The following is a 20073-nucleotide window of genomic DNA, read 5'->3' on the forward strand; positions in this document are numbered from 1 at the left end:
ATGGGAAGCAGCGCACGCGGCATCGCCACGGACGGCCTGTCCAACCGGCTCAGGTTCCTGGCCCTGACCAACGGCCGGCCGGTCTGGGACCTCCTCCAGCGCAGCCGGCCGCTCCGGCGCCGGATCAACGCCTCGCTGATCGACCACGCGATTCGCGAGATGCCGCCGCGCCCCGAGCCGCTGAGCACCATGGCCGACTACACCTCGTGGGCCTCCCTGACCGACCGCACCTTCAGCGGCAGGCACCTGCCCCCGGTCGCCGGCATCGAGGAGAACCGGCCCACTCCCGAGAGGGCCGGCGACCTGTTCGCCCGCGGCGAGTCCATGATCCTCTGCCCGCGTTCCACGGTGCTCTTCGCGTACTTCGCCCAATGGTTCACCGACGGGTTCCTGCGCGGCGACACCAACGTCCCGCGCGACCCCCGTAAGAACAGCTCCAACCATCACATCGACCTCAACCAGGTGTACGGCCTCGACGAGGCGGCGTCGGCGGCGCTGCGCGCGTTCGACGGCGGGCTGCTCAAGAGCCAGCTGATCAACGGCGGCGAGTTCCCGCCCTACCTGTGCGAGAACGGCAAGATCAAGCCGGAGTTCGCCCCGCTGCGCGTGATCCGCTTCGAGCACCTCACCGACGCGCGACGCGACACGCTGTTCGCCACCGGCAGCGACCGGGGCAACGGCCAGATCGGCTTCACGATGCTCACGGTGCTGTTCCTGCGCGAGCACAACAGGGTGGCGCGGCTGCTGGCCAGGGAACATCCGCGCTGGGACGACGAACGGCTGTTCCAGACGGCCCGCAACATCCTCATCGTGCTGCTGATCAAGCTGGTCGTCGAGGAGTACATCAACCACATCACCCCCTACCACTTCCGGTTCGCCCTGGACCCGCGGCTGTCGGCGATGCTGGACCACGCGCCCTGGCACCGGCAGAACTGGGCCTCGGTGGAGTTCAACCTCGTCTACCGCTGGCACAGCCTGATCCCGTCCCGGCTGACGGTGGGCGGGCACCAGCTGCCGATGGCCGATACCTTCTTCAGCGGCGCGCTGCTGCCCGGCCCCGGCCTCGGCCGGCTCTTCGAGGACGCCTCCCGCCAGCGGGCCGGCCGCATCTGCCTGTTCAACACCGACCCCGTCCTGCGCGAGATCGACGTGCTCAGCGTCGCCGACTCGCGGGCGCTCGGCCTGGCGCCGTACAACGACTACCGCGAGCACTGCCGCTTCCCCAGAGTGCGTGCCTTCGAGCAGATCACCGGCGACCGGCGGGTCAGCAGCGCCCTGAGCGACCTCTACCGCGACGTGGACGACGTCGACCTGTACGTCGGGCTGTTCGCCGAGGAGCCCGGATCCCCCGACGCGATCCTGCCGCCGCTGCTGACCAAGATCATCGCCATCGACGCCTTCTCCCAGGCGCTCACCAACCCGCTGCTCGCTCCGCGGATCTTCAACGCCGCCACGTTCTCCCCGCAGGGCCTGCGGATCATCGCGGCCACCCGCACGCTGTCGGACGTGTTGCGCCGCAACACGCCGGAGGACCAGAGCCCCCGCTTCGTCAGCATGTCCCGGCGGCCCCGGCCATGACCGGGGACGACGACCCGGCCGCCGAGCCGCTGCGCGCCCTGGCCAGGGAGCTGGTGGACATCGCGGTCACGATCCAGGACGCGGCGGCCCACGCCACGGCCGCGCTCACCGACGACGCGCTGCTGCGCGCCGCCCCGAACGCCCCCTCGGCGGCCCGGCCCGCCTACCGCGCACTGCTGCGGGCCACGACGAACGGCCGGGGCCTCGGATACGCGTTCACCGGCGGCCGGCTGGCCACCGCGGCCGCCAAGGCCGGCGCCATGCTGGGGGCCGAGAGCCTGGCCGTACGGGTGCTGGCCACGTCGCTGCGGTTGCGCGTGGCGGCCGTGGCGCTCGCCCACCCCGAGCTGACCGGGGACCCGATGCTGGTCCGGCTCATCGACGCGGCCGCCGCCGACCGGGACGTGGAGGCCGTACGGGCCCTGCGCGCGCTGGTCAAGGACCGTGGCGCGGTGCGCGCGCTCAGCCAGCTCGCCCCGGTCTTCGGCGAGGTCCTGGCGCTGCGCGCGCTGCTGGACGAGAACCCGCTCAACGACGCCACCGCCTGGCTCATCGCGACGGGACGCGGTTTCGCCACCGCCGATCCGATCACCGGCATGAGCAACCGGGCGATCGCCGTGCTCGACACCGGGGAAGGCGCCGCGCGCCGGATCGAGCTGACCGCGGCCGAGTCGGCCCGGCTGTGCACACGGGGCTCGTTGCTCGGCTTCCTGGCCAACATCGGCACGATCGGCACCACCGGGCGGGCGCTCGTCCAGAGCGTCGAGGGGCCCGACGGCGTGATCCGTCACGTCCTCCAGGCGCCGGGCATGCGCACGGGGCGTCCCGACGGCGACTCGCCGCAGGACCTGCTCGGAGCGTTCAGCAGCGCCGTGCTGGCCAGCAGTCCCTACAGCCGTGCCCTGGCCGAGGCCGTCGCCGACTACGGGCCGCCGCCGGGCGCCGAACTGGCGCTCGTCGGACACAGCGCGGGCGGTGCGGCGATCATGAACCTGGCACAGGACGCAGGATTCTGCGCCCGGCACACGGTCACCCACGCCGTCGCCGTCGGCTCGCCCGTCGACTTCAAGCGCCCCGCCGACCCGCGTACCTGGGTGGCCAGCGTCACCAACCGCCACGACATCATCCCCACCCTCGACGGCCAGGGCGCCGGCACCTGCTTCGACCTCCACCCAGGCTGGTACGTGGTGGACTACAGCGACTCGACCCATCTGTTCCCCCACTGCCACAGCATCGAGCGCTATCTCGCCAACCTCACCGACGACCTGCCCGAGGCCCGCGAGCACATCGAGCAGCGGCTCGCGCCGTTCCGGGGGCGGGTGGTGCGTTCGCAGGCGTACCTGCTGTTCGACCGTCCGCCGGATCCGGTGGGGTTCCCGTTCCTGGCCGTGCCCACCCGTCGTGTGGACGGGCCCGGGGGGAACGTCGAACTGCCGATCAGGTGCCGTGACGGCGACGCGCTCACCGCGTACTTCGCCGTGCGTCCGGCGGCGGCGGCGGAGTTGCTGGAGGGCACGGGGCTCGGTCCCGCCGTACGGGTGGCGGGCCGCGCGCTGGTCGCCGTGCACGCCGCCTGGAACCGGCGCACCAGCGCGGGCGGCTACGCGGAGCTGCACGTCGGCGTCGTCGTTCCGGGGCCGTCCCGCCGGAGCTCGCGTTCGGCCGTCCGGCCCGACCTGCTGCGGGCGGCCGAGCTGCGCCGCTCCGGCACGTTCCTCGTCGGGTCGGCGGTCGACACCGTGGCCGTACGCGCCCTCGGGTCGCGGTTGTGGGGCGGCGAGACGTACCTGACGCCGCTCGAACTCCGGCTCGGCGGCCGGTCCGCCCACGTCACCGCCGGCCAGATCCTCACCCTGCGCGGGCGGCTCGGTCCCGGCCTGCCCGTGAACGATCCCGGCCTGGTCGGCTACACCGGCGCGGCGGGTGCCGTGCTGCGGTCCTGCGTACGGGCCCGCGGGCGGGCCCGGCTGCACGCGGCGCCGTCACTGCGGCTGCTCGTCGAGCCGCGGTCGGCCCACCCGCTGGCCGGCCGGCTCCGCGAACTGGCGCTCGACGGCGCCCGCCCGCTGCTGTGCCTGTCGTCCACCACCCGCCAGACGCTCCGGGACGCCGCCGTCCCGGTGCCGCGGGCCTGACGGAGGAACCATGCCCACCCGGATCGCCGCGATCATCGCCCACGCCGAGGTCCTGCGTTCGGACGCCCGCGCCCTCGCCGCCTGCGCCGAACGCCTGCGCGCGATCGAGGCGGAGCTGAAGGCCGCCGACGGGACGCCGCCCTGGTTGCGCGCCTCGGTGACCGCCCACCTCGCGGCCTGCGCGGCGGCCGCCGCCGACCTGGAGACGTCCGCACGACGCCTGAGCCGGTACGCGGACGAGGCGGGCGACCCGCCCCGTACGGGCCGCCGGCGATGACGGAAGGCCCGGCGCCGCCCTTTCGGAACGTTCGGCGGACGTCCGCCGGGATCGGTTGACAAACTGGATGACCCGCTGAGTTGACACCATCGACAGGGACGGGTATCCGGTGAGTAAGTGATCTTCATGGCGGAGGCGGCATGAGTGAGGTGGGCCGCCCGGGGCGTCGGCCGGCGCCGGTCCCCGATCCCGACAGCGTCCTCGGGTGCTTCGCCCGGGCATTGCGTGAGTTACGGAACCAGGCCGGTGGCCCCAGCTACGCGACGCTGGCCCGGGAGGCCGCCCGGCTGGGCTCACCCTATTCCGAGACGTCGTTGCGGAACGCCGCCTCCGGGCGCGTCCGGCCGTCGTGGGACGCCGTCGCGGCGTTCGTCCAGGCGTGCGCGGCCTTCGCGCGGACGCATCCGCAGCGGGCGGAGGAGATCGCCCGCGACTGGAGCCTGCCGGTGCTCCTCGACCTCTGGGCGGTCCGCTGGCGCGAGGCGTCGGCCTCGGCCGGGCCCGAGATGCCGGACGAGGCCCCCGGCCCGGCCGCACCACGCCGCGACCTGCCCGGAAACCTGCCGTCGGCGCTGACCGGGCTGGTGGGCCGAGGCCAGGAACTCGCCCAGGGCACCGGGCTGCTCCGGACGGCCCGGCTGGTGACCCTGACCGGCGTCGGCGGCGTCGGCAAGACCAGCCTGGCGTTGCGCGTGGCCGAAGAGGCGGCCCCCTGGTTCCCCGACGGGCTGTGGCTGGTGGAACTGGCCGAACTCACCGAGCAGGCGATGGTCGGCCGGGCCGTCGCCGCCGTACTCGGTGTCCAGTCCAACGCGGGGCAGGAACCGCTGGAGGCCATGGCCGAGGCGCTCGGCGGCCGGCGGGTCCTGCTGGTGCTGGACAACTGCGAACACCTGCTCGACGCGACCGCCGCGGTGACCCGATCGTTGCTGCGGGCCGTACCGGGCCTGCGGGTCCTGGCCACCAGCCGGCAGCCGCTGGACGTGACCGGCGAACGCGTGCTGGCGATCGGCCCGCTCCAGCTGCCGGAGGAGACCGGGGCGGACTCGGCGGCCGTGGACCTCTTCGTGGGGCGTGCCCAGGCCGTCCTGCCCGGGTTCCGGCTGACGGCGGAGAACCGCGCCGCCGTGGTCAGCGTGTGCCGGCTGCTGGACGGGCTGCCGCTGGCGCTGGAGCTCGCCGCCCGCCGCCTGCGCACCCTGTCCGTCAACGACCTGCTCGACCGGCTCGACCGGCGTTTCCTGCTGCTCGGCTCGGCGGGTGCGGAACGTACGGCGCATCCGCGGCACCGGACGTTGTCGGCGGTCTTCGACTGGAGTTACGAGCTGTGCTCGCCGGCCGAGCGGGCGGCGTGGGAACAGCTGTCCGCGGCCGCGGGCGGCGTCTCCCTGGCCGACGCCGAGGCCCTCTGCGCCGGCGGGAGCACCGGCCAGGACAGCGCGTTCGAGGCGATCGCCGGACTCGTCGACAAGTCGCTGCTGCGGCGGGTCGAGACCCAGGGACGGACCCGGCTGCACCTGCTGGAGACGGTCCGGCTCTACGGGCGGGAACGGCTGGCGTCCTCGGGACGTGAGCACGAGGCCCGGCGCCGCCATCAGGACCGCTACCTCGGCCTGGCCCGGCGGGCGGAGGAGGAGTACGCCACCCCACGGCAGGCGGAGTGGCTGGTCCGGCTCGCGGAGGAGCACGCCAACCTCCGGCTGGCCCTCACCCACGTGCCCGCCGAGGACGGCACGCTCTTCGAGGGCGCCTACGCCCTGTGGTTGTACTGGGTGGCCAGCGGGAAGGTGGGCGAGGGCGTCCACTGGATGCGCCCGCTGGCCGAGCGTCACCCGCGGCCGCCCCGCGCCGAGCCGGCCCCGTCCTGGTGCCGGGCGCAGTGGTCCATCGCGTTCGTCCTGCTGTTGCACGGCGACCGGGCCGCCGCCGAACGCGTACTCGACCGGCTCGAACCGGTCATCGGCCGCGAGGGCGACGAGTGGGCCGGGATTCGCGCGGCCCTCCACCAGTTGCGCGGATTGTCCGCCATGGTCCGCGGCGACGTCGAACAGATCGAGAAGCACTCCTCGACGGCGCTGCGGCTCGACGGCCACCGGCCCGGCATGCTGACCGCCCAGCAGGCCTTGGCCCAGCTCGGGGTGGCCGCGTCGATCCGCGGCGCCCGGGAGGAGGCCCGCGACTTCTTCCGGCGGGCGCTGGAGCTCTCCGAGGCGTGCGGGGAGATCTGGCACCGCTCCTACCTGCGCTGGACACTGGCCATCGAGTGCGCGGAGACCGGCCGGGTCGAGGAGGCCACCACCCTGCTGTGGCGCAGCCTGGACCTCAAGCGGCGGCTTGGCGACCGGCTCGGCGCCGCCACGGTGAGCGAGACGCTCGCCGGTGTCCTGGCCCAGCGCGGGGAGCCGCGCGTGGCGGCGCTGCTGCTCGGCGCCGCGCACGCCACCTGGCAGGTGGCCGGGGCTCCCCAGCTCTGGGGCATCTCGCACCTGGTGCACAGCCGGGCCCGCAACATCGGCCGGATCCAGCGGATGCTCGGTGACGGGTCGTACCAGAAGGAGTACCGCCAGGGTGAACGCCTGGGCCTCGTGAGAGTGCTGACCGCGCTGGCCGACGAGCGGTCGTAGGCGGGCGGTACGCCGAGCCGTACGTTCGATTCCGCAATTCCGCAGCGAATGCGCCGCCCTGCCGCAACGGCGGGGCCCCGGCCGTCCCGGTCTTCCAGAATTGAGGAACTTCGCCGGGAAACGCCTGGCAGAAGGATCGCGGGCGAGCCGCTGTGAGCGCGGCTTTGGAGGAACGTCATGGAGATCGAACTGGCCAGCGTGCTCAGGGCACTGCGCGAGGAACTCGCCAGATCCGTCAAGGAGAGCGAGGGCGAGGCGGTCCGGTTCCGGCTGGAGAAGATCAACCTTGAGGCGCAGATCGCCGTGACGAAGGGGCAGGAGGGCGGCCTGGGCCTGAAGCTCTGGGTGCTCTCCGGCGACGGCAAGCGGTCCTCGCAGACCGTGTCCACGCAGTTGCTCAAGCTGGAGCTCTCGGCCGAGACCGCGGACGGCGGCTACGTACGGACCAGGGCCCACCGGGGCTGAGCCGGCCCGCCGCGCGACCTCCGCTGACCTCCGCGCCGTGCCGGGAAGGGACCGACGACACTCTTGGCCAGTCTGACGAAACTCGACAGGGTCGTCTCGTTCGAGGAGAAGGGGCGCTCCTTCATCGGCAGCGGCTACCTGCTCGCGCCGGACCTGATCCTGACCTGCGCGCATCTCTTCGGCAAGCCGCCACGGCACGGCACCGCCTTCGCCCGGCTGTCGAACGACGAACGGCGCCTGGAGATAGACACGGTCTTCCCGCACCGGGAGTACAGACCGAACGACGACCGGTACGACCTCGCCCTGGTGACGCTGCGCGGCCCGGCGACCCAGGACGGCTCGACCGCCCGCATCGGGAAACTGGACAAGGGCACCGGGCGGGTCCCGTGCGACGTAGTCGGCTTCACGACCTTGAACCCCCAAGAGTTCAAATGGCACCGGAGGCACGTGTTCGTGAACATCGCCCTCGGCACGTTCGAGGACCCCGAGTTGCTGGACCTGAACGTCGAATCCGGCCTGCCCGAATGGAATCACGTCTTCTATCAGGCTCGTCCATACCCGAAGGGTAAATCACCTTGGGCGGGGATCTCCGGCGCTCCCGTCCTTCCCGTGGGAGAGGACCTGGTCGTCGGCGTCTGCACCGGCCACGCCTCGCCGTCACTGGTCGCCGCCAGCACCGTCGGCCTGGAGGAGGATCCCACCCTCAGCGCCCTGCTCGCGGAACGCGGCCTGCGGGTGGAGAGGTATCCCGCGACGGCCGGGACGGTGATCGCCGAGCCGCCGGATCTCGTGCCGTACGAAGAGACGGCCGCCGCGCTCACCGGCGCGGACGCCTACCTCAAGGGCCTGCGGTTCGTCAGTCCCGGGCACCAGCACCGCGCCCGTCCCGCGAACCTGCTCGCCGCGCTGGAGTCGGAGACGCACGGCGTGCTCGTCACGGGCCCGGCCGGGTCCGGCAAGAGCCGCATCTGCCTGGAGACCGCCTCCAAGGCGCGGCAGGACGGCTGGCTCGTGCTGCACCAGCACCTGGCGGCCCGGCCGACCGTCGAGCGCCTGGTCGAGGCCGCGGTGAACTCCGGGAGTGACCGGGTTCTCATCGTCGCCGACGAGGTCTCGCCGGACTTCTCCCTCGACCCGCACGCCATCCCGGCGGCGCTGGCCCAGGCCGGGGTGACCGACCGGCCGCGGCGGGTCGCCGTCCTCGCCGCCGCGGGCCCGACCACGTTCGCGGCACTGCGCGGACGCGAGGTGGCCCAGCGCTTCAGGCACGTGACCGTGCCGGACGCGGAGCCGTACCTGCGTGACGTCCAGGACGTGGTCCTGCGGACCGTCGCGCCCGAGGCGCTGAAGGTGCCGCAATGGGGGTTCGACGGGCTGGCCGGGCTGTGCGGGCTCAGGCCGGGGCTCGCCGTGCTGATCGCCTCCGAGTTCGAGACGCGGCGGGGTGGCCAGTTGCTCGTGCCGCGCAGATCCCGGCTGCCCGGTGGCGAGTTGTCGAAGTGGCTCCTGACGCACCTGCGCACCGACGGCCTGCTGCCCGCCACGGACGAGGGCTCCGAGACCGGGGCCGCGCCGGAGCCGTACCTGCTCGCCGCGGCGGCGGCCGTCTGCGCGTGCCCGCAGCCGCGCGCGGACATCGAGGCCGCCGCCCGGCGTCTGCTGCTGTGCCTGCGCGAGACCGCGCTGACCGCCGAGTCCGTGGTGGACCTGCTGCTCAGCCGGGGCTGGCTGGAGGAGCGGGACGGGCGGCTGCACAGCCTGCACGACGTGGTCACCGAGGAACTGCTGCGGTCCTGCCTGCTCACGCCCTCCGGCGAGACCCTCCAGGGGACGCAGGCGGACCTGCTGATGGACGCCGTGCTCACGGGCGCGACCACGTTCGCGCACTTCGCGCACCGGCTCCGCGCGATGTCGGCCGGCTACCCGGAGGAGAAGCTGCCGCCGCTGCTGGAACGGCTGTGCGGGCAATGGCTGGAGCGGAACGCGACGAACGTGGGCGCGCTCCTGAGGGCCGCCGGCGGCGCGCAGGACGCCGAACAGGCACTTCTGGCCCTGGTCGCCGGACCACCCTGGCAGGACGCGACGACACGTCACTGGGACGCCGTCGCGGGCCCGTGCCTCCGGGCGGCGGAATCGGAGCAGCGGGCGCCCGTCATCCTCAGGAACGCGCTGCGTTCCTGCCCCAAGGCCGCCCCCGTCCCGCTTCCGCTGGTCGAGTCGGCGCTGGACTGGCTGGAACGCTCCCCCGGGCACACCGGCACGCCGGAACTCCTCGGCGCGCTGCTGGTCCGCCTCCGGCCGGGCGCCGCCGGGGAGGACCGGTGCCGGGCCCAGGCTGTGGCGTGGCTGTCCGAGCACAGCCTCCGGCCGACGGCCTCCCACGTACTCCAGCAGTTGCTGACGAGCACCGCGCTCTCGGCCGAGGAGTCCGAGCAGGCGGCCACCGCCGCTGTGCGGTGGCTGGCCAGGTACGGCGACAAACCCGAGGCGAGCTTCGTGCTCGGGCCCCTCCTGCAGTGCCCGGGACTCGCCGAACCGCTGCGGGCGCAGTCGGCCGAGTGCGCCCTGGCCTGGCTGCGCCGGCACGACCGGCATCCCAACGCGACCTTCGTGCTCAGGCCGATGTTGTCGATGGACGGCATCCGGGCCCGGCACTTCGACGCGGCGGTCACGCACACGCTGAACTGGTTCGTCGCGCACGGCACGGAGAACTCCGCGTTCCAGATGGCCAAGCTGCTGCTCAAGCCCAGGGCCGGCAGGTCGGCGACCGACGCCGTACTGACCTGGCTGGACACCCACCACGCCCGGTGGGAGAGCCTGCACGTGGTCAAGGAGGTGGCGCGGCTCAAGGAGAAGGACATCAGCCCCGCCCAGGCGCGGCGTGCCATCGGCCACGCGCTGGTCTGGCTGGGCGCCCGTTCGGAGCCGGAGCGGGCCCACTGCGAACGCCGGGAGGCGAAGGAGGTCATCCACGCGCTGGCCGCGCGGGGCCGTCGCAGGAAGGCCTCCGAGGAGGGCTCCCGCGTGGTGGACCGGATGGAGTTCAGGTCGGGTCAGGCCGACGAGGTGGCCCGCTACGCCGCGAACTGGATGGACGTCCACGGCGTCGGCATGGTCCCGGCGCTGCTGCTGAGCTCGATGCTCGGCTTCTGGCACTGCGGGCCGGAGCAGGGGCAGCGCATTTCCGCTCATGCCCTCGCCTGGCTGAACGCCCACGAGGACGACCTGGAGTACGGCGTCGTCCTCGGCGAGCTGCTGCGCCGGGGGCAGCTCTCGGGCCTCCAGGCGCGGCAGGCGGTGGAACGGGCGCAATGGTGGCTGCGGCAGCCGGACCGCCAGTACGACGCGGTCTTCTACGAGGGCCTGCTCAAGCTGCTGAAGAAGTACGCCGCGCAGGATCCCGAGGTGGCGGCACGGGTGCCCGGTCTCGCGGACGCCGTCCTGGGTGTCCCGCACCCGGTACGGCTCAGCCTGGACCGGGCCCGCTTCCTGCTCGGCGTTCCCGGTCTGACCAAGGACCAGGTGGACCGGATCGTCCCCGCCGTCCTCGACTGGCTCGAACTGCACGTGGAGCATCCCCGTTCCGACTTCGTCCTGCGTTCGCTGCTGCGGCGGGACGACCTGCGGCGCGCCCATGCCCGGGGCGTGATCGACCTCGCCTTCGCCTGGCTGCACCACTGGAACGACATGGCCCACGCCAAGACCGTCCACGACGGTCCCGCGCTGGTGCTGACCGGGCTGCTCCGGCGTCCCGAGCTGGCCGGTTCGCTGGTGACCAGGGCGGTGAAGCTGGCGTTCGACTGGATGTCGGCGTGGTTCAGGCAGAACTCCGGGCTCAACCGCAACCTCCTGGGCGCGCTGCTGAGCAGGCCGGAGCTCCCGCCGGAGACCATGGCGGACGTGCTCCAGCGCGCGCTGCACTGGCGCGGTCAGGACATCGTCCTCTCCACGCCCGGCGAAGGCGAGGAGTCCGGGCCCGAGCTCGAAGAGCACGCGTTCGCCTGGCTGGACGCCCACCACGGGAGCCAGGCGGCCGGCCGGGTGATCGGCGCCCTGACCGCCCGCCTGCTGCGCGCCGCGGACTCCGACCCCGCGAGCCTGGACCGGGCCGCCGGTCACGCGCCGGCCTGGCTGAGGGATCATCCGGAGGACTTCGACGGCCGGTTCATCCTCCCCTCCCTCCTTGACCACCATGACCGTTTCCCGGCGTACTCCCGCGAACTGGTGGATCTCACCCTGCACTGGCTCGTACGGCATCACGCGGCCTTCGGCGCCCGTCAGGTGCTGCGCCACCTGCTCGACCATCCCGGGCTCACCCGGGAGGAACGGGAGCGGGCGACGCGGTACGCCTTCGCCTGGCTGGCGGAGTTCGGGACGAACACCAAGGCCTCCTTCGTCCTGCGGCCGCTGGCACAGATCCCGCTCGACCACGACCAGGAACGGCTGCTGACCGACCTGATCGTCACGTGGTCCTCCCTGATGGTGGGCAGGCTCAGGAGCCTCGGCGAGAACAACCAGCTCCGGAACCCGAGCGTGGAACGTCCCGATCCCCGGTACGTGCTGCGCGTCCTGCTCGTGCGGGCCGGCCTCGCGCCGGAACACCTGGCCAGGGCGCTGGGCGCGGCGCTGGCCGCCCGGTTCCCGCCGGGGTTGCCGCCGCGCTTCGAGTGGGAACTGCCCGGTCCGGAGGGGAGCGGCGGATCCCTGCCGGAGTTCGCGTTCGCCAGGATCGGCACGATCGCGCGGCTGCCGGAGGCCGGCGAGGTGATCGCCGAGCTGCTGAGGAGCTCCGACCTTGAGGACCGCGGGCCGTACCTGATCGACGTGGCGCTCGGCTGGCTCGGCGTGCACGGCGGCGGCCCGGAGGCCGTCCAGGTCTGCTCCTGGCTGCTGAAGTCGCTCAGGCCCCCGATGGAGGGGTACGACGCCGCGGCCCGGTTCTCGGTCCAGTGGCTTGAGTCGCATCCCGCCGACGCGAACAGCACGCATCTGCTCCAGCACCTGTTGCGCCGGACGATCCCCCGCTCCGCCGCCGCCGCGGCCTCGATCGGACACGCCGTCGCCTGGCTGGGCGTCCACGGGGGCGAGTACGCCGCCGGCCGCGTCCTGGCGCCGCTGCTCAGCCGCGCGGACCTCGCCCCTGACGACGCCGCGATCGGGCTGCGGCACGCGATGGACTGGCTGGCCGCGTACGGGTCCGACGCCCGGGCTCATCATGTGCTGCGCGGCGTGCTGGCGTGTGACGGGCTGAGCCCGGCGCAGCAGGAGCAGGCCGTACGGATCGCCCTCGCCTGGGTACGGGCGGACGACGTGCGGCCCGCGGCGGCCGGGCTGCTGGTCGGCTGCCTGGGGCGGGCCGGGCTGCCCGCCGGTCTGCTGCGTGACGCCTGCGGGCTGGCGCTGGCCTGGCTGGGCGCGCGGGCCGGGTCGCCCGCCTCGCCCGCGGTCGTCCTCGCGTTGTTGCGCCGTACCGATCTCGACGGCGAACAGGCCGCCCAGGTACGGCGGTGCGCGGACGCCTCGCTGGCCGGGCGGCTGCTGAACCGCTCGGCCGGCGCCGTGCTGGCCGCCTACCTGGCCCGCCCCGACGCGCCACCGTCGCTGATCGCACAGGCTCTGGCCTGGCTCGACGAGTGGAGCGAGACCCCGGAGGCGGACCAGGTGCTGATCGCGCTGCTGGACCGGCCTGAGCTGGGCACCAAGGACGCCCGCCACGCCGCCCGCATGGTGTTGCAATGGGCGGGCGAGCACGACGGCAGCCCTTCGGTGCCCAGGCTGGCCGGGCTGCTCACGGCACGCGGCGACCTGACCGCCTACCAGCGCGAACAGGTCCTGCGACTGCCCACGGAGGGCGGGTCCTCGTGAGCAGGGCTCGGGTGTTCGCGTCGGCAGGCGTGGGGGGTTCCGGGGCTAGCGGACGCGGATGAAGACCGGGTTGGAGTAGAACCACAGGTCCTGCCACGGGCTTTCCTTGCCGTCGGCGGCCGGCTCCATCTCGTCGGTGCCGGTGCCGCGTACCCGGAGGTAGCTGTCGGCGCCCACCTCGCGCAGGGTGTGCCGGATGACGTAGTCGCAGCCCTGGCGGCGCCAGTCGTTCGGGCCGAAGCGGGCCACGACCTTGGTGGTGGGGTTGGTGTCGGCGTCGAGGTTCGAGCTCACGCCGGTGACCTGGCCGACGATCAGGTCGACGCGGCGCACCTCCGGACGGTCGCCGTTGGCGTTCTGCCCGTCCAGGGGGCGGAAGCGGATCTCCACCTCGACGTCGGTGCGGTTGCGGCTGCTGACGACGAGCGTCTCGCCCACCGTGGCGCGGCGGCCCTGGTTGGCGGCGGTGACGTCGAGGGCGGTGACCAGGTCGCCGGTGGTGACGAAGATCCGGCCGTTGCGCAGGGCGTCCATGATGTCGCCGTAGTCCTGGCGGGCGGCCACGTAGGTCTTGCTGTACTCGCCGGGCCAGAAGTCGGAGCCGCCGCGGGTCCAGTGCACGTGCGAGTCGGAGGTGGCGGTGATCCACCAGTGCCGTCCCTCGCCCAGCAGCGAGTCCCACAGGCCGCCGACCCGGGCGGTCATCTGGTCGAAGCCGCCGTAGGTGGGGTGGTTGCCGTAGCCGCCGCGCGCGCCGCCGTTCAGGGGGCCCGCCTGGTGGCCGGGCGCGCCCTCGAAGCCCACGTACACGTCGGGGGCGGTGTTGTTGCCGTTACGGAACTCGCGCGGCGTGTCCTGGCCCCACACGCCCAGGCCGGTCGCCGAGCGGGACGCGTGGTGGGCGATCACCAGCGGCTTCTGCCGCATGTCGCGGGCGGCCTTCAGGAACTCCACCATCTTGGCCTCGGTGTCGCGGCCCGGGTCGGCGGGGAAGGCGTCGTGCTTGGCGAAGCGGCTCTCCAGCTCGAACAGCTGCTGCGCCTCCCCGTCGTGGTGCGGGATCATCAGCGTGTGGTGGTCCAGCGCCGGCGCGTCGAACTCCATCCCCCAGAACTGCAGCACCTCCGGCACCAGCACCCGCGACCGCAGCAGGTCGGGGTAGGCCTGCTCCAGGTTCACCTTCGAGTGCGTCGGGCCGCCGTGGTCGGTGCACATCGCCCAGGTCAGGCCGAAGTACTTGGCCATGATGGCGTTGGTGACGATCGGGTAGACCGCGTCCGCGCCCTTGTGGAAGGTCGGCGGGTTGGTCTTGGTGTCGAACTCTCCGCTGTACTCCGAGTGGACGTGGTGATCGCCCGCCCGCCACATCCGGCCGTTCGAGCCGCCGTTGCCGAACCTGCGCTCGTCGTCGGCCTGCGCCGGGGTGCCGCCCACCAAGGGGGCCGCGGCGGCCAGGGTGGCGCCGACGCCGGCGTACTTGACCAGCCGCCGGCGGGACAACCGGGCCTGCTCGGCCTGCTCAGCCTTGTTCTCGCTCACGGTGAAGCCTCTCGTGCATGCAAATCTGGGTGCCGACCCGCAAACCTCGAAGAGTGGCCTGAACGCCGTGTGAATGCCGTTCGGGTGGAGCACGAACAGTGCGTTGCCCGGTCGGCCGAGCCGTACGTCAGGAGCGTGGGGTGGGGGGCTCGTCGCTGAGGGCGGTGAGCAGGAGGTGGCGCTGGAACAGGGTGAGCTCGCCGACGCTGGTGCCGTTGCCGATCTTGGCGGCGCGCAGCGTACGGCTGATCTGGTCGGTGGTGTGCTCGGGGAGGGCGCGCAGCAGGTCGGTGGCGTCGGCCGCGATGGTGGCCGGGTCCCGGCGGGCCAGGAGCTGTTCGAGGGTGAGCTGCCCGGCGGTGACGGCGGCGCGCAACTGGGCGGCGCTCATCGGCTGGGGCGACGGGTTCGGTGAGGGGGTGGGCCGGTTCGGACGGGGTGCGGGCGCGGTGGTGAGCCCGCGGGCGGCGGCGATCGGGGCGGACCGCGGCCCGTCCGTGAGCAGGGTCTGCGTGGTGACCAGCAGACCGCCGATCACGGCGACGGCGAAAGCGGCGAGGACGAGGTGGCGGCGGGTCAGGCGGCGGCTGTCGCGGGCGATGGCGAGCCCGATGAGGCCGGTGCGCAGCAGTACGCCGGTGACCATGCCCAGCAGGATCGGGACGCTCTGGGCGGGCAGGGGCGCCACCGTCGCCAGGACGACCCCGGCGGCGGGAGCCAGGCAGGACAGGGTCAGCCAGGGTGCCGCCGGTCTGCGTGCCAGGTCGAGCATGGCGGTCAGGGCGAGCCCTTCGCTGGCCGAGTGGATCACCAGGGCCGCCACCACGACGGCGGACGCGGCCAGCGCCAGGGTGGCGCCCTCGATCATGCGGTGCAGGGACAGCGCGGCCGCGGTGCCGACGCCGCCGTAGACGGCGGCGCTGACCGCCTGCTTGACCCGGCGGTGCAGGCCGGGCGCGTGCCGTCCGCCACCGCCGCCGCCGTGGCTGTGGCCGCATCCCTTACGGGTGAAGAAGGTGATGACGAGGAAGCCGAAGACCCCGGCCAGGCCCACCAGCCACAACGGCACGCCGGTGACCTCGGCCTCGTGCCAGGCGTCGGGCAGCAGGTCGACCAGTGCGGTGATGAGCATCAGCGCCGAGGCGATGGCCAGCCAGACGCTGATCGTGGCGTTCTTGCGGCGGGCCAGGGTGGCGCCGGTCAGCGTGGACAGCGTCACCAGGGACACCGCGGCCCAGGTGGTCCAGGACGGCAGCGCGGCGTCGAGGCCGGCGCCACCCGGGTTCAGGTCGAACTGGGCCAGGACGGGCGGGGATGCTGGTAGCAGCGTCGTTCCCCCGAGCGGCACGAACATGACACGGCCTTTCCTGCGTGAGGGCGGTGCTTGGGAGCGGAGGGCTGCGTGGTGACCCGCGAAGGCGTACGGGACGGGTACGCCGGTCGGGTGGCGGTCGGCGAGTCGGTGGGTCAGTGGGTCAGTGGCGGTCGGCGGTGTCACGGACGGGAAGGTGCGGCTGTGCGGAGAACGGCCGGGGCGACGACGCGGCTTCATGGGCGCCGTGGCCGGGCGGATGGTCGTGCGTGGTGAGCTGTTCCAGGGCGGCGCGCAGGTGGCCGAGCTGGGTGTGGAGGTTGTGCTGGAGGTGCCGGCCCTGGTCGGTGATGGCGCGTTCGAGGTGGCCCAGCTGCTCGTCGAGCGCCTGGCGGGTGGCCTGGGTCAGCGCGCCGGCCGCCGATTCCGCCTCCTGGCGCAGGTGTTCGGCGTCGCGGTGGGCGGTGGCCAGGATCTGGCGGGCCTCGTGCTGGGCGGCCTCCAGGGTTTCCTGGGTGGCACGGTGCGCCGCGGCCAGGGTCTCGGTCCCGGTGGACACCTCGGTGGTCCGGACGCGTTCGCGCAGCTGGGCATTGTCCTGCCACAGGAGGCTGAGCGTGGTCTCCACCCGGGCGAGGAAGGCGTCCACCTCGGCCAGGTCGTAGCCGGAGCGCAGGCGTACGACGGTGAAGACCTGGTGGTGCACGGCGGTGGCGGTCAGCAGGGCGAGCTGGCCGGGCAGGTTCGCCGGAAGCGGCGGCGAGGTGACACCGTCGGGGGCGGCGTGGCTGTGGGGAGAGTGGGGACCATGGACGTGGTCGTCGTCGTGGTCTTCGTGCTCGCTGTGCATGGACTGATCCAGCCTTTCACCGTCGTCTCGGTGGCCTGACTCGGCAGCGGGCGGGAACGCTCCGGCGTTTCCGTGGGGGGCGACGCCGGAGCGTGGGCCGGCCTGCGCCGAGCCGGGGGCGGCGGCCCGGCCGTCAGGGGTGGGCCGCCATGGTGGCTAGGACGAGGTGGCGCCGTGGTCGTCGCAGTGCCCGGAACCGCAGTCCTGGGCCTGGCCGGTCAGCGCCGCGTGGTCGCCGGCGCAGTCGCCGGCGCCGCCGGGCGCGCAATGGGAGCCGTCGTGGGGGCCGTCGTGCGCGTGGACGCCGCCGTCGTGGTGGTGATGGTCGTGGTGGTGGTAATGGGGGTGCGCGTGGTCGTGCGGCTCGGTCATCGGGGGTCCTTTCGCTCGCTCAGAGGGGCTTGCGGGGGGCTCCGGCGGTGCTCCTGCGCAGGTAGCCGTTCCAGGCCCAGCCGTGCGCGCCGGTGGGGGTGGTGATCCGCAGCCAGCCGCGCGTGCCGGTGCAGGTCCCGGTGACGACGTCGCCGCCCGGACGCAGTACGGCGATCGGGTGGTGGCGGCGTCCGGCGCCGGAGCGGACGTTCAGGTGGCCGGCGCGGCGGACGCCGGTCACGACGTAGCGGCAGGTGTTCGTCCGGGTGGCGGCGCCGATGCCCGTGGAGGTACGGGCGCCGGCGGGGACCTTGCGCAGGTGGTGTGCCGATGCCCAGCCGTGCGCGCCGGTGGAGGTGGTGACCCGCAGCCAGCCGTTCCGGCTTGAGCAGCCCCCGGTGACCGGACGGCTGCCGGCGTCGAGGCGGCCGAGCACCCGCCCCTGCCGCCGGGGCGTCGAGCGGACGGCGATCGTCTCGCCGCGCCGGAGGTGGTCGGGCTGGTAGCGGCAGGAGCTGACGGGCCGTGCGGTGGACGTCGTGACGGCGGCGGAGCCGGCGGGGACGGCCTGGGCGGGCAGACCGGCCAGTGCCAGCCAGCCGGACATCGCGGCCAGCAGCGCGGCGGAGGTGGGAACGGTTCTCATGGTGAACCCCTTCCTGGTACGGCGGGTCGGGTCCCGGAACTTCTACGTTCTGTAGTTGACTCATTACTGTTTGTTTAAACATCTGATCAGATATTCATGGGTACAGATGTTTTTGTGTCCGGCCAACCCGGCCCCCTTGACCTACCGGACCACAGGAGCCAGCATTTGTACATATGAACATCCCGTCAGATGTGCGTGACGGGTCATCTGCTGCCGCACCCGGCCGTCACCCACTCCACGAGGAGCGCCAATCGTGTCCGAACAGCAGGATCACCAGCACGAGCACGCCGGACGGCACCCCCAAGGGCACGGACATGGGCATGGACATGGGCACGGGCACGCGCTGAGCGCGGATGCCGACCGGCGCTACCTGCGCGGCGCGCTCATGCTGATCACCGGTTTCATGGCCATGGAGGTGGTGATCGGCCTGATCGCCGGCTCGCTGGCGCTGATCTCGGACGCGGGGCACATGCTCACCGACGCCATGGCGATCGTGCTGGCGCTGGTCGCGATGCGGATCGCGGCCCGGCCGCCCCGGGGCGGCTTCACCTTCGGCCTCAGGCGTGCCGAGATCGTCTCCGCCCAGGTGAACGGCATCACCTTGCTGCTGCTGGCGGCGTACTTCACCTTCGAGGGCGTGCGCCGCCTGGTCGACCCGCCCCCGGTCGAGGGCCTGTACGTGGTGGCGACCGGGCTGGCCGGCATCGCCGTGAACCTGGCCGCCACCTGGCTGCTGTCCAAGGCCAACCGGTCCAGCCTCAACGTCGAGGGCGCCTTCCAGCACATCCTCAACGACCTGTACGCCTTCATCGCCACCACCCTCGCCGGTCTGACCGTCTGGCTGACCGGCTGGAACCGGGCCGACGCCGTCGCCGCCCTCGTGGTCGCCGCCCTGATGCTGAAGGCCGGCTGGGGGCTGGTCCGCGACGCCGGGCGGGTGTTCATGGAGGCCGCGCCCGCGCAGATGAACCCGGGCGAGGTGGGCCGTCAGATCGTCGCCCTGGACACCGTGGTCGAGGTGCACGACCTGCACATCTGGGAGGTCACTTCCGGTTACCCCACCCTGTCTGCGCACGTGCTGGTCACCCCGGGCGCCGACTGCCACGCCGCCCGCCTGGCCGTCGAACGGCTGCTGCGCGAGCGTCACCACATCGAGCACACCACGTTGCAGGTCGACCACGCCGTGCCCGGCAGCCACGCCTTCGACGACGAGGGCCGGCTGCGGCGTCTCGTCGAGCACTGCCCGGACCCGCACGGTCCCACCCACCACGCCCTGCACCCCGACGCGGCCGCCGTCATGGCCGCCGGGCCCGCCCCTCTCGGCGAGGCCGAACCACGACCGGCGTCCTGCCACGACAACGAGCAGGGCGCATGATCGACGGCGCCCGCTCGTGCCGCGTGCTACCAGCCGACCTCGTCGCAGCCGGTGTGGTCGTCCGGCTCGACCTGGAGGGTGGCGTGGGCGATGCCGTGGCGGGTGCGCAGCAGGTCGCGGGCCTCGTCCAGGACGGCGTGGTTGCTGTTCTGGTCGACCGTGACGAGGTGGGCGGTGGCGACGTTCATGCCGGACGTGAGCGTCCACAGGTGCAGGTCGTGCACGTCGCGCACACCCTTGATGGCGGCCAGGTCGGCCGCGACGGAGGAGGCGTCCATGCCCTCGGGCACGTGCTGGCCGAGCACCGCGAAGACCTGGCGGCCGAGCGAGATCGCGCGGACGGCGACGAAGATGCCGATGGCCAGGGCGACGACGGTGTCCCAGAACGCCTGCCCGGTCGTCGAGACCAGCCAGCCGGCCACGATGACGCCGACCGAGCCGGCGGTGTCGGCCACGACCTCCAGGTAGGCGCCCTTGACGTTCAGGCTCTCGCTCGCGCCCGAACGCAGCAGGAGCAGGGCGATGAGGTTGACCACCAGGCCGATGGCGCCGACGACGAGCATCGGGCCGGAGGAGACCTCGGCGGTGCCGCCGATGCGGCCGATGGCCTCGGTGACGACGTAGAGCGCGACGCCGAGCATGAGGACGACGGCCAGCAGCGAGGCGAACACCTCGGCCCGGTAGGAGCCGTAGCTGCGCCGTCCGGTGGTGTCGGGGCGGCTTGCGATCCGGGTGGCGACCAGGGCCGCGCCGAGCGTGACGACGTCGGCGGCCATGTGGCCGGCGTCCGACATCAGGGCCAGCGAGCCGGAGATCAGCCCGTAGGCCAGCTCGACCAGGAAGAAGGAGCCGATCAGGGCGAAGGAGACCGCCAGCCGCCAGCGGTGGCGGGCTCCGGCGTGCCCGTGTCCGTGTCCGGCGCCCATCACGCTCTCCCGTCGCGTTCGGGGTGGATGGCCTCGGTGTGCTCGGTGTGGGCCAGCGCCAGGTCCAGCAACATCCGTACGTGCGGGTCCTCCAGCCGGTAGTAGGCCA

At 73.1% G+C, this 20073-nt stretch carries 13 protein-coding genes; 7 read left to right on the plus strand and 6 right to left on the minus strand.

Features of this window, described 5'->3' with window-relative positions:
- From IEZ27_RS18330 to IEZ27_RS18355, 6 genes are all read left to right on the plus strand, one after another.
- Positions 1 to 1578, plus strand: coding sequence for a peroxidase family protein (locus tag IEZ27_RS18330; protein WP_189648300.1), 1578 nt, complete (start codon positions 1 to 3; stop codon positions 1576 to 1578).
- Positions 1575 to 3713, plus strand: coding sequence for an alpha/beta hydrolase family protein (locus IEZ27_RS18335; protein WP_189648301.1), 2139 nt, complete (start codon positions 1575 to 1577; stop codon positions 3711 to 3713). Before IEZ27_RS18330 ends, IEZ27_RS18335 begins: the two co-directional genes overlap by 4 nt.
- 10 nt (positions 3714 to 3723) lie before the next feature.
- Positions 3724 to 3990 (plus strand): hypothetical protein, encoded by a 267-nt coding sequence (locus tag IEZ27_RS18340; RefSeq protein ID WP_189648302.1) that lies wholly within the window; start codon positions 3724 to 3726, stop codon positions 3988 to 3990.
- A 221-nt stretch (positions 3991 to 4211) separates the two neighbouring features.
- Positions 4212 to 6614, plus strand: a complete 2403-nt coding sequence (locus IEZ27_RS18345; RefSeq protein WP_189648303.1) for an ATP-binding protein — start codon at positions 4212 to 4214, stop codon at positions 6612 to 6614.
- Between the two features lie 177 nt (positions 6615 to 6791).
- Positions 6792 to 7079, plus strand: coding sequence for a trypco2 family protein (locus IEZ27_RS18350; protein ID WP_189648304.1), 288 nt, complete (start codon positions 6792 to 6794; stop codon positions 7077 to 7079).
- A 63-nt stretch (positions 7080 to 7142) separates the two neighbouring features.
- The gene (locus tag IEZ27_RS18355) at positions 7143 to 12944 is read left to right on the plus strand and encodes a trypsin-like serine protease (protein WP_189648305.1); all 5802 of its coding nucleotides are present in this window, start codon (positions 7143 to 7145) and stop codon (positions 12942 to 12944) included.
- Between the two features lie 45 nt (positions 12945 to 12989).
- On the opposite strand, the gene IEZ27_RS18360 is transcribed toward IEZ27_RS18355, so the two are convergent.
- The 5 genes from IEZ27_RS18360 to IEZ27_RS54985 form a co-directional block, all read right to left on the minus strand.
- Positions 12990 to 14483, minus strand: a complete 1494-nt coding sequence (locus IEZ27_RS18360) for a CehA/McbA family metallohydrolase domain-containing protein (RefSeq protein ID WP_189648306.1) — start codon at positions 14481 to 14483, stop codon at positions 12990 to 12992.
- 127 nt (positions 14484 to 14610) lie between these two features.
- The gene (locus tag IEZ27_RS18365) at positions 14611 to 15837 is read right to left on the minus strand and encodes a hypothetical protein (protein WP_189648307.1); all 1227 of its coding nucleotides are present in this window, start codon (positions 15835 to 15837) and stop codon (positions 14611 to 14613) included.
- A 121-nt stretch (positions 15838 to 15958) separates the two neighbouring features.
- Complete coding sequence (locus tag IEZ27_RS18370; protein ID WP_189648308.1) at positions 15959 to 16645, minus strand: DivIVA domain-containing protein; 687 nt, start codon at positions 16643 to 16645, stop codon at positions 15959 to 15961.
- Between the two features lie 156 nt (positions 16646 to 16801).
- Positions 16802 to 17017 (minus strand): hypothetical protein, encoded by a 216-nt coding sequence (locus tag IEZ27_RS18375; RefSeq protein ID WP_189648309.1) that lies wholly within the window; start codon positions 17015 to 17017, stop codon positions 16802 to 16804.
- A 19-nt stretch (positions 17018 to 17036) separates the two neighbouring features.
- Positions 17037 to 17663: an SH3 domain-containing protein gene (locus IEZ27_RS54985; RefSeq protein ID WP_189648310.1), complete on the minus strand. Its 627-nt coding sequence runs from the start codon at positions 17661 to 17663 to the stop codon at positions 17037 to 17039.
- 253 nt (positions 17664 to 17916) lie between these two features.
- Here IEZ27_RS54985 and IEZ27_RS18385 point away from each other — a divergent pair, with 253 nt between their 5' ends.
- On the plus strand, positions 17917 to 19038 hold the full coding sequence (locus IEZ27_RS18385; RefSeq protein WP_229824091.1) for a cation diffusion facilitator family transporter: 1122 nt from the start codon (positions 17917 to 17919) through the stop codon (positions 19036 to 19038).
- A gap of 26 nt (positions 19039 to 19064) precedes the next feature.
- Here the strand turns inward: IEZ27_RS18385 and IEZ27_RS18390 are convergent, their stop codons facing one another.
- A complete protein-coding gene (locus tag IEZ27_RS18390; RefSeq protein WP_189648311.1) occupies positions 19065 to 19964 on the minus strand; it encodes a cation diffusion facilitator family transporter in 900 nt (299 codons plus the stop codon).
- Positions 19965 to 20073 lie beyond the last annotated feature (109 nt).

Origin of the sequence: Nonomuraea spiralis (genome assembly GCF_014648435.1) — a bacterium.
In the GTDB taxonomy this organism is placed as follows: Bacteria; Actinomycetota; Actinomycetes; order Streptosporangiales; family Streptosporangiaceae; genus Nonomuraea; species Nonomuraea spiralis.

Excerpts from the sequence above, each read along its gene's own strand:
- IEZ27_RS18335 (WP_189648301.1), top strand. The coding sequence starts at position 1,575 with ATGACCGGGGACGACGACCCGGCCGCCGAGCCGCTGCGCGCCCTGGCC.
- IEZ27_RS18350 (WP_189648304.1), top strand. The coding sequence starts at position 6,792 with ATGGAGATCGAACTGGCCAGCGTGCTCAGGGCACTGCGCGAGGAACTC.
- IEZ27_RS18370 (WP_189648308.1), bottom strand. The coding sequence starts at position 16,645 with ATGCACAGCGAGCACGAAGACCACGACGACGACCACGTCCATGGTCCC.
- IEZ27_RS18365 (WP_189648307.1), bottom strand. The coding sequence starts at position 15,837 with ATGTTCGTGCCGCTCGGGGGAACGACGCTGCTACCAGCATCCCCGCCC.
- IEZ27_RS18330 (WP_189648300.1), top strand. The coding sequence starts at position 1 with ATGGGAAGCAGCGCACGCGGCATCGCCACGGACGGCCTGTCCAACCGG.
- IEZ27_RS18375 (WP_189648309.1), bottom strand. The coding sequence starts at position 17,017 with ATGACCGAGCCGCACGACCACGCGCACCCCCATTACCACCACCACGAC.
- IEZ27_RS54985 (WP_189648310.1), bottom strand. The coding sequence starts at position 17,663 with ATGAGAACCGTTCCCACCTCCGCCGCGCTGCTGGCCGCGATGTCCGGC.
- IEZ27_RS18340 (WP_189648302.1), top strand. The coding sequence starts at position 3,724 with ATGCCCACCCGGATCGCCGCGATCATCGCCCACGCCGAGGTCCTGCGT.
- IEZ27_RS18390 (WP_189648311.1), bottom strand. The coding sequence starts at position 19,964 with ATGGGCGCCGGACACGGACACGGGCACGCCGGAGCCCGCCACCGCTGG.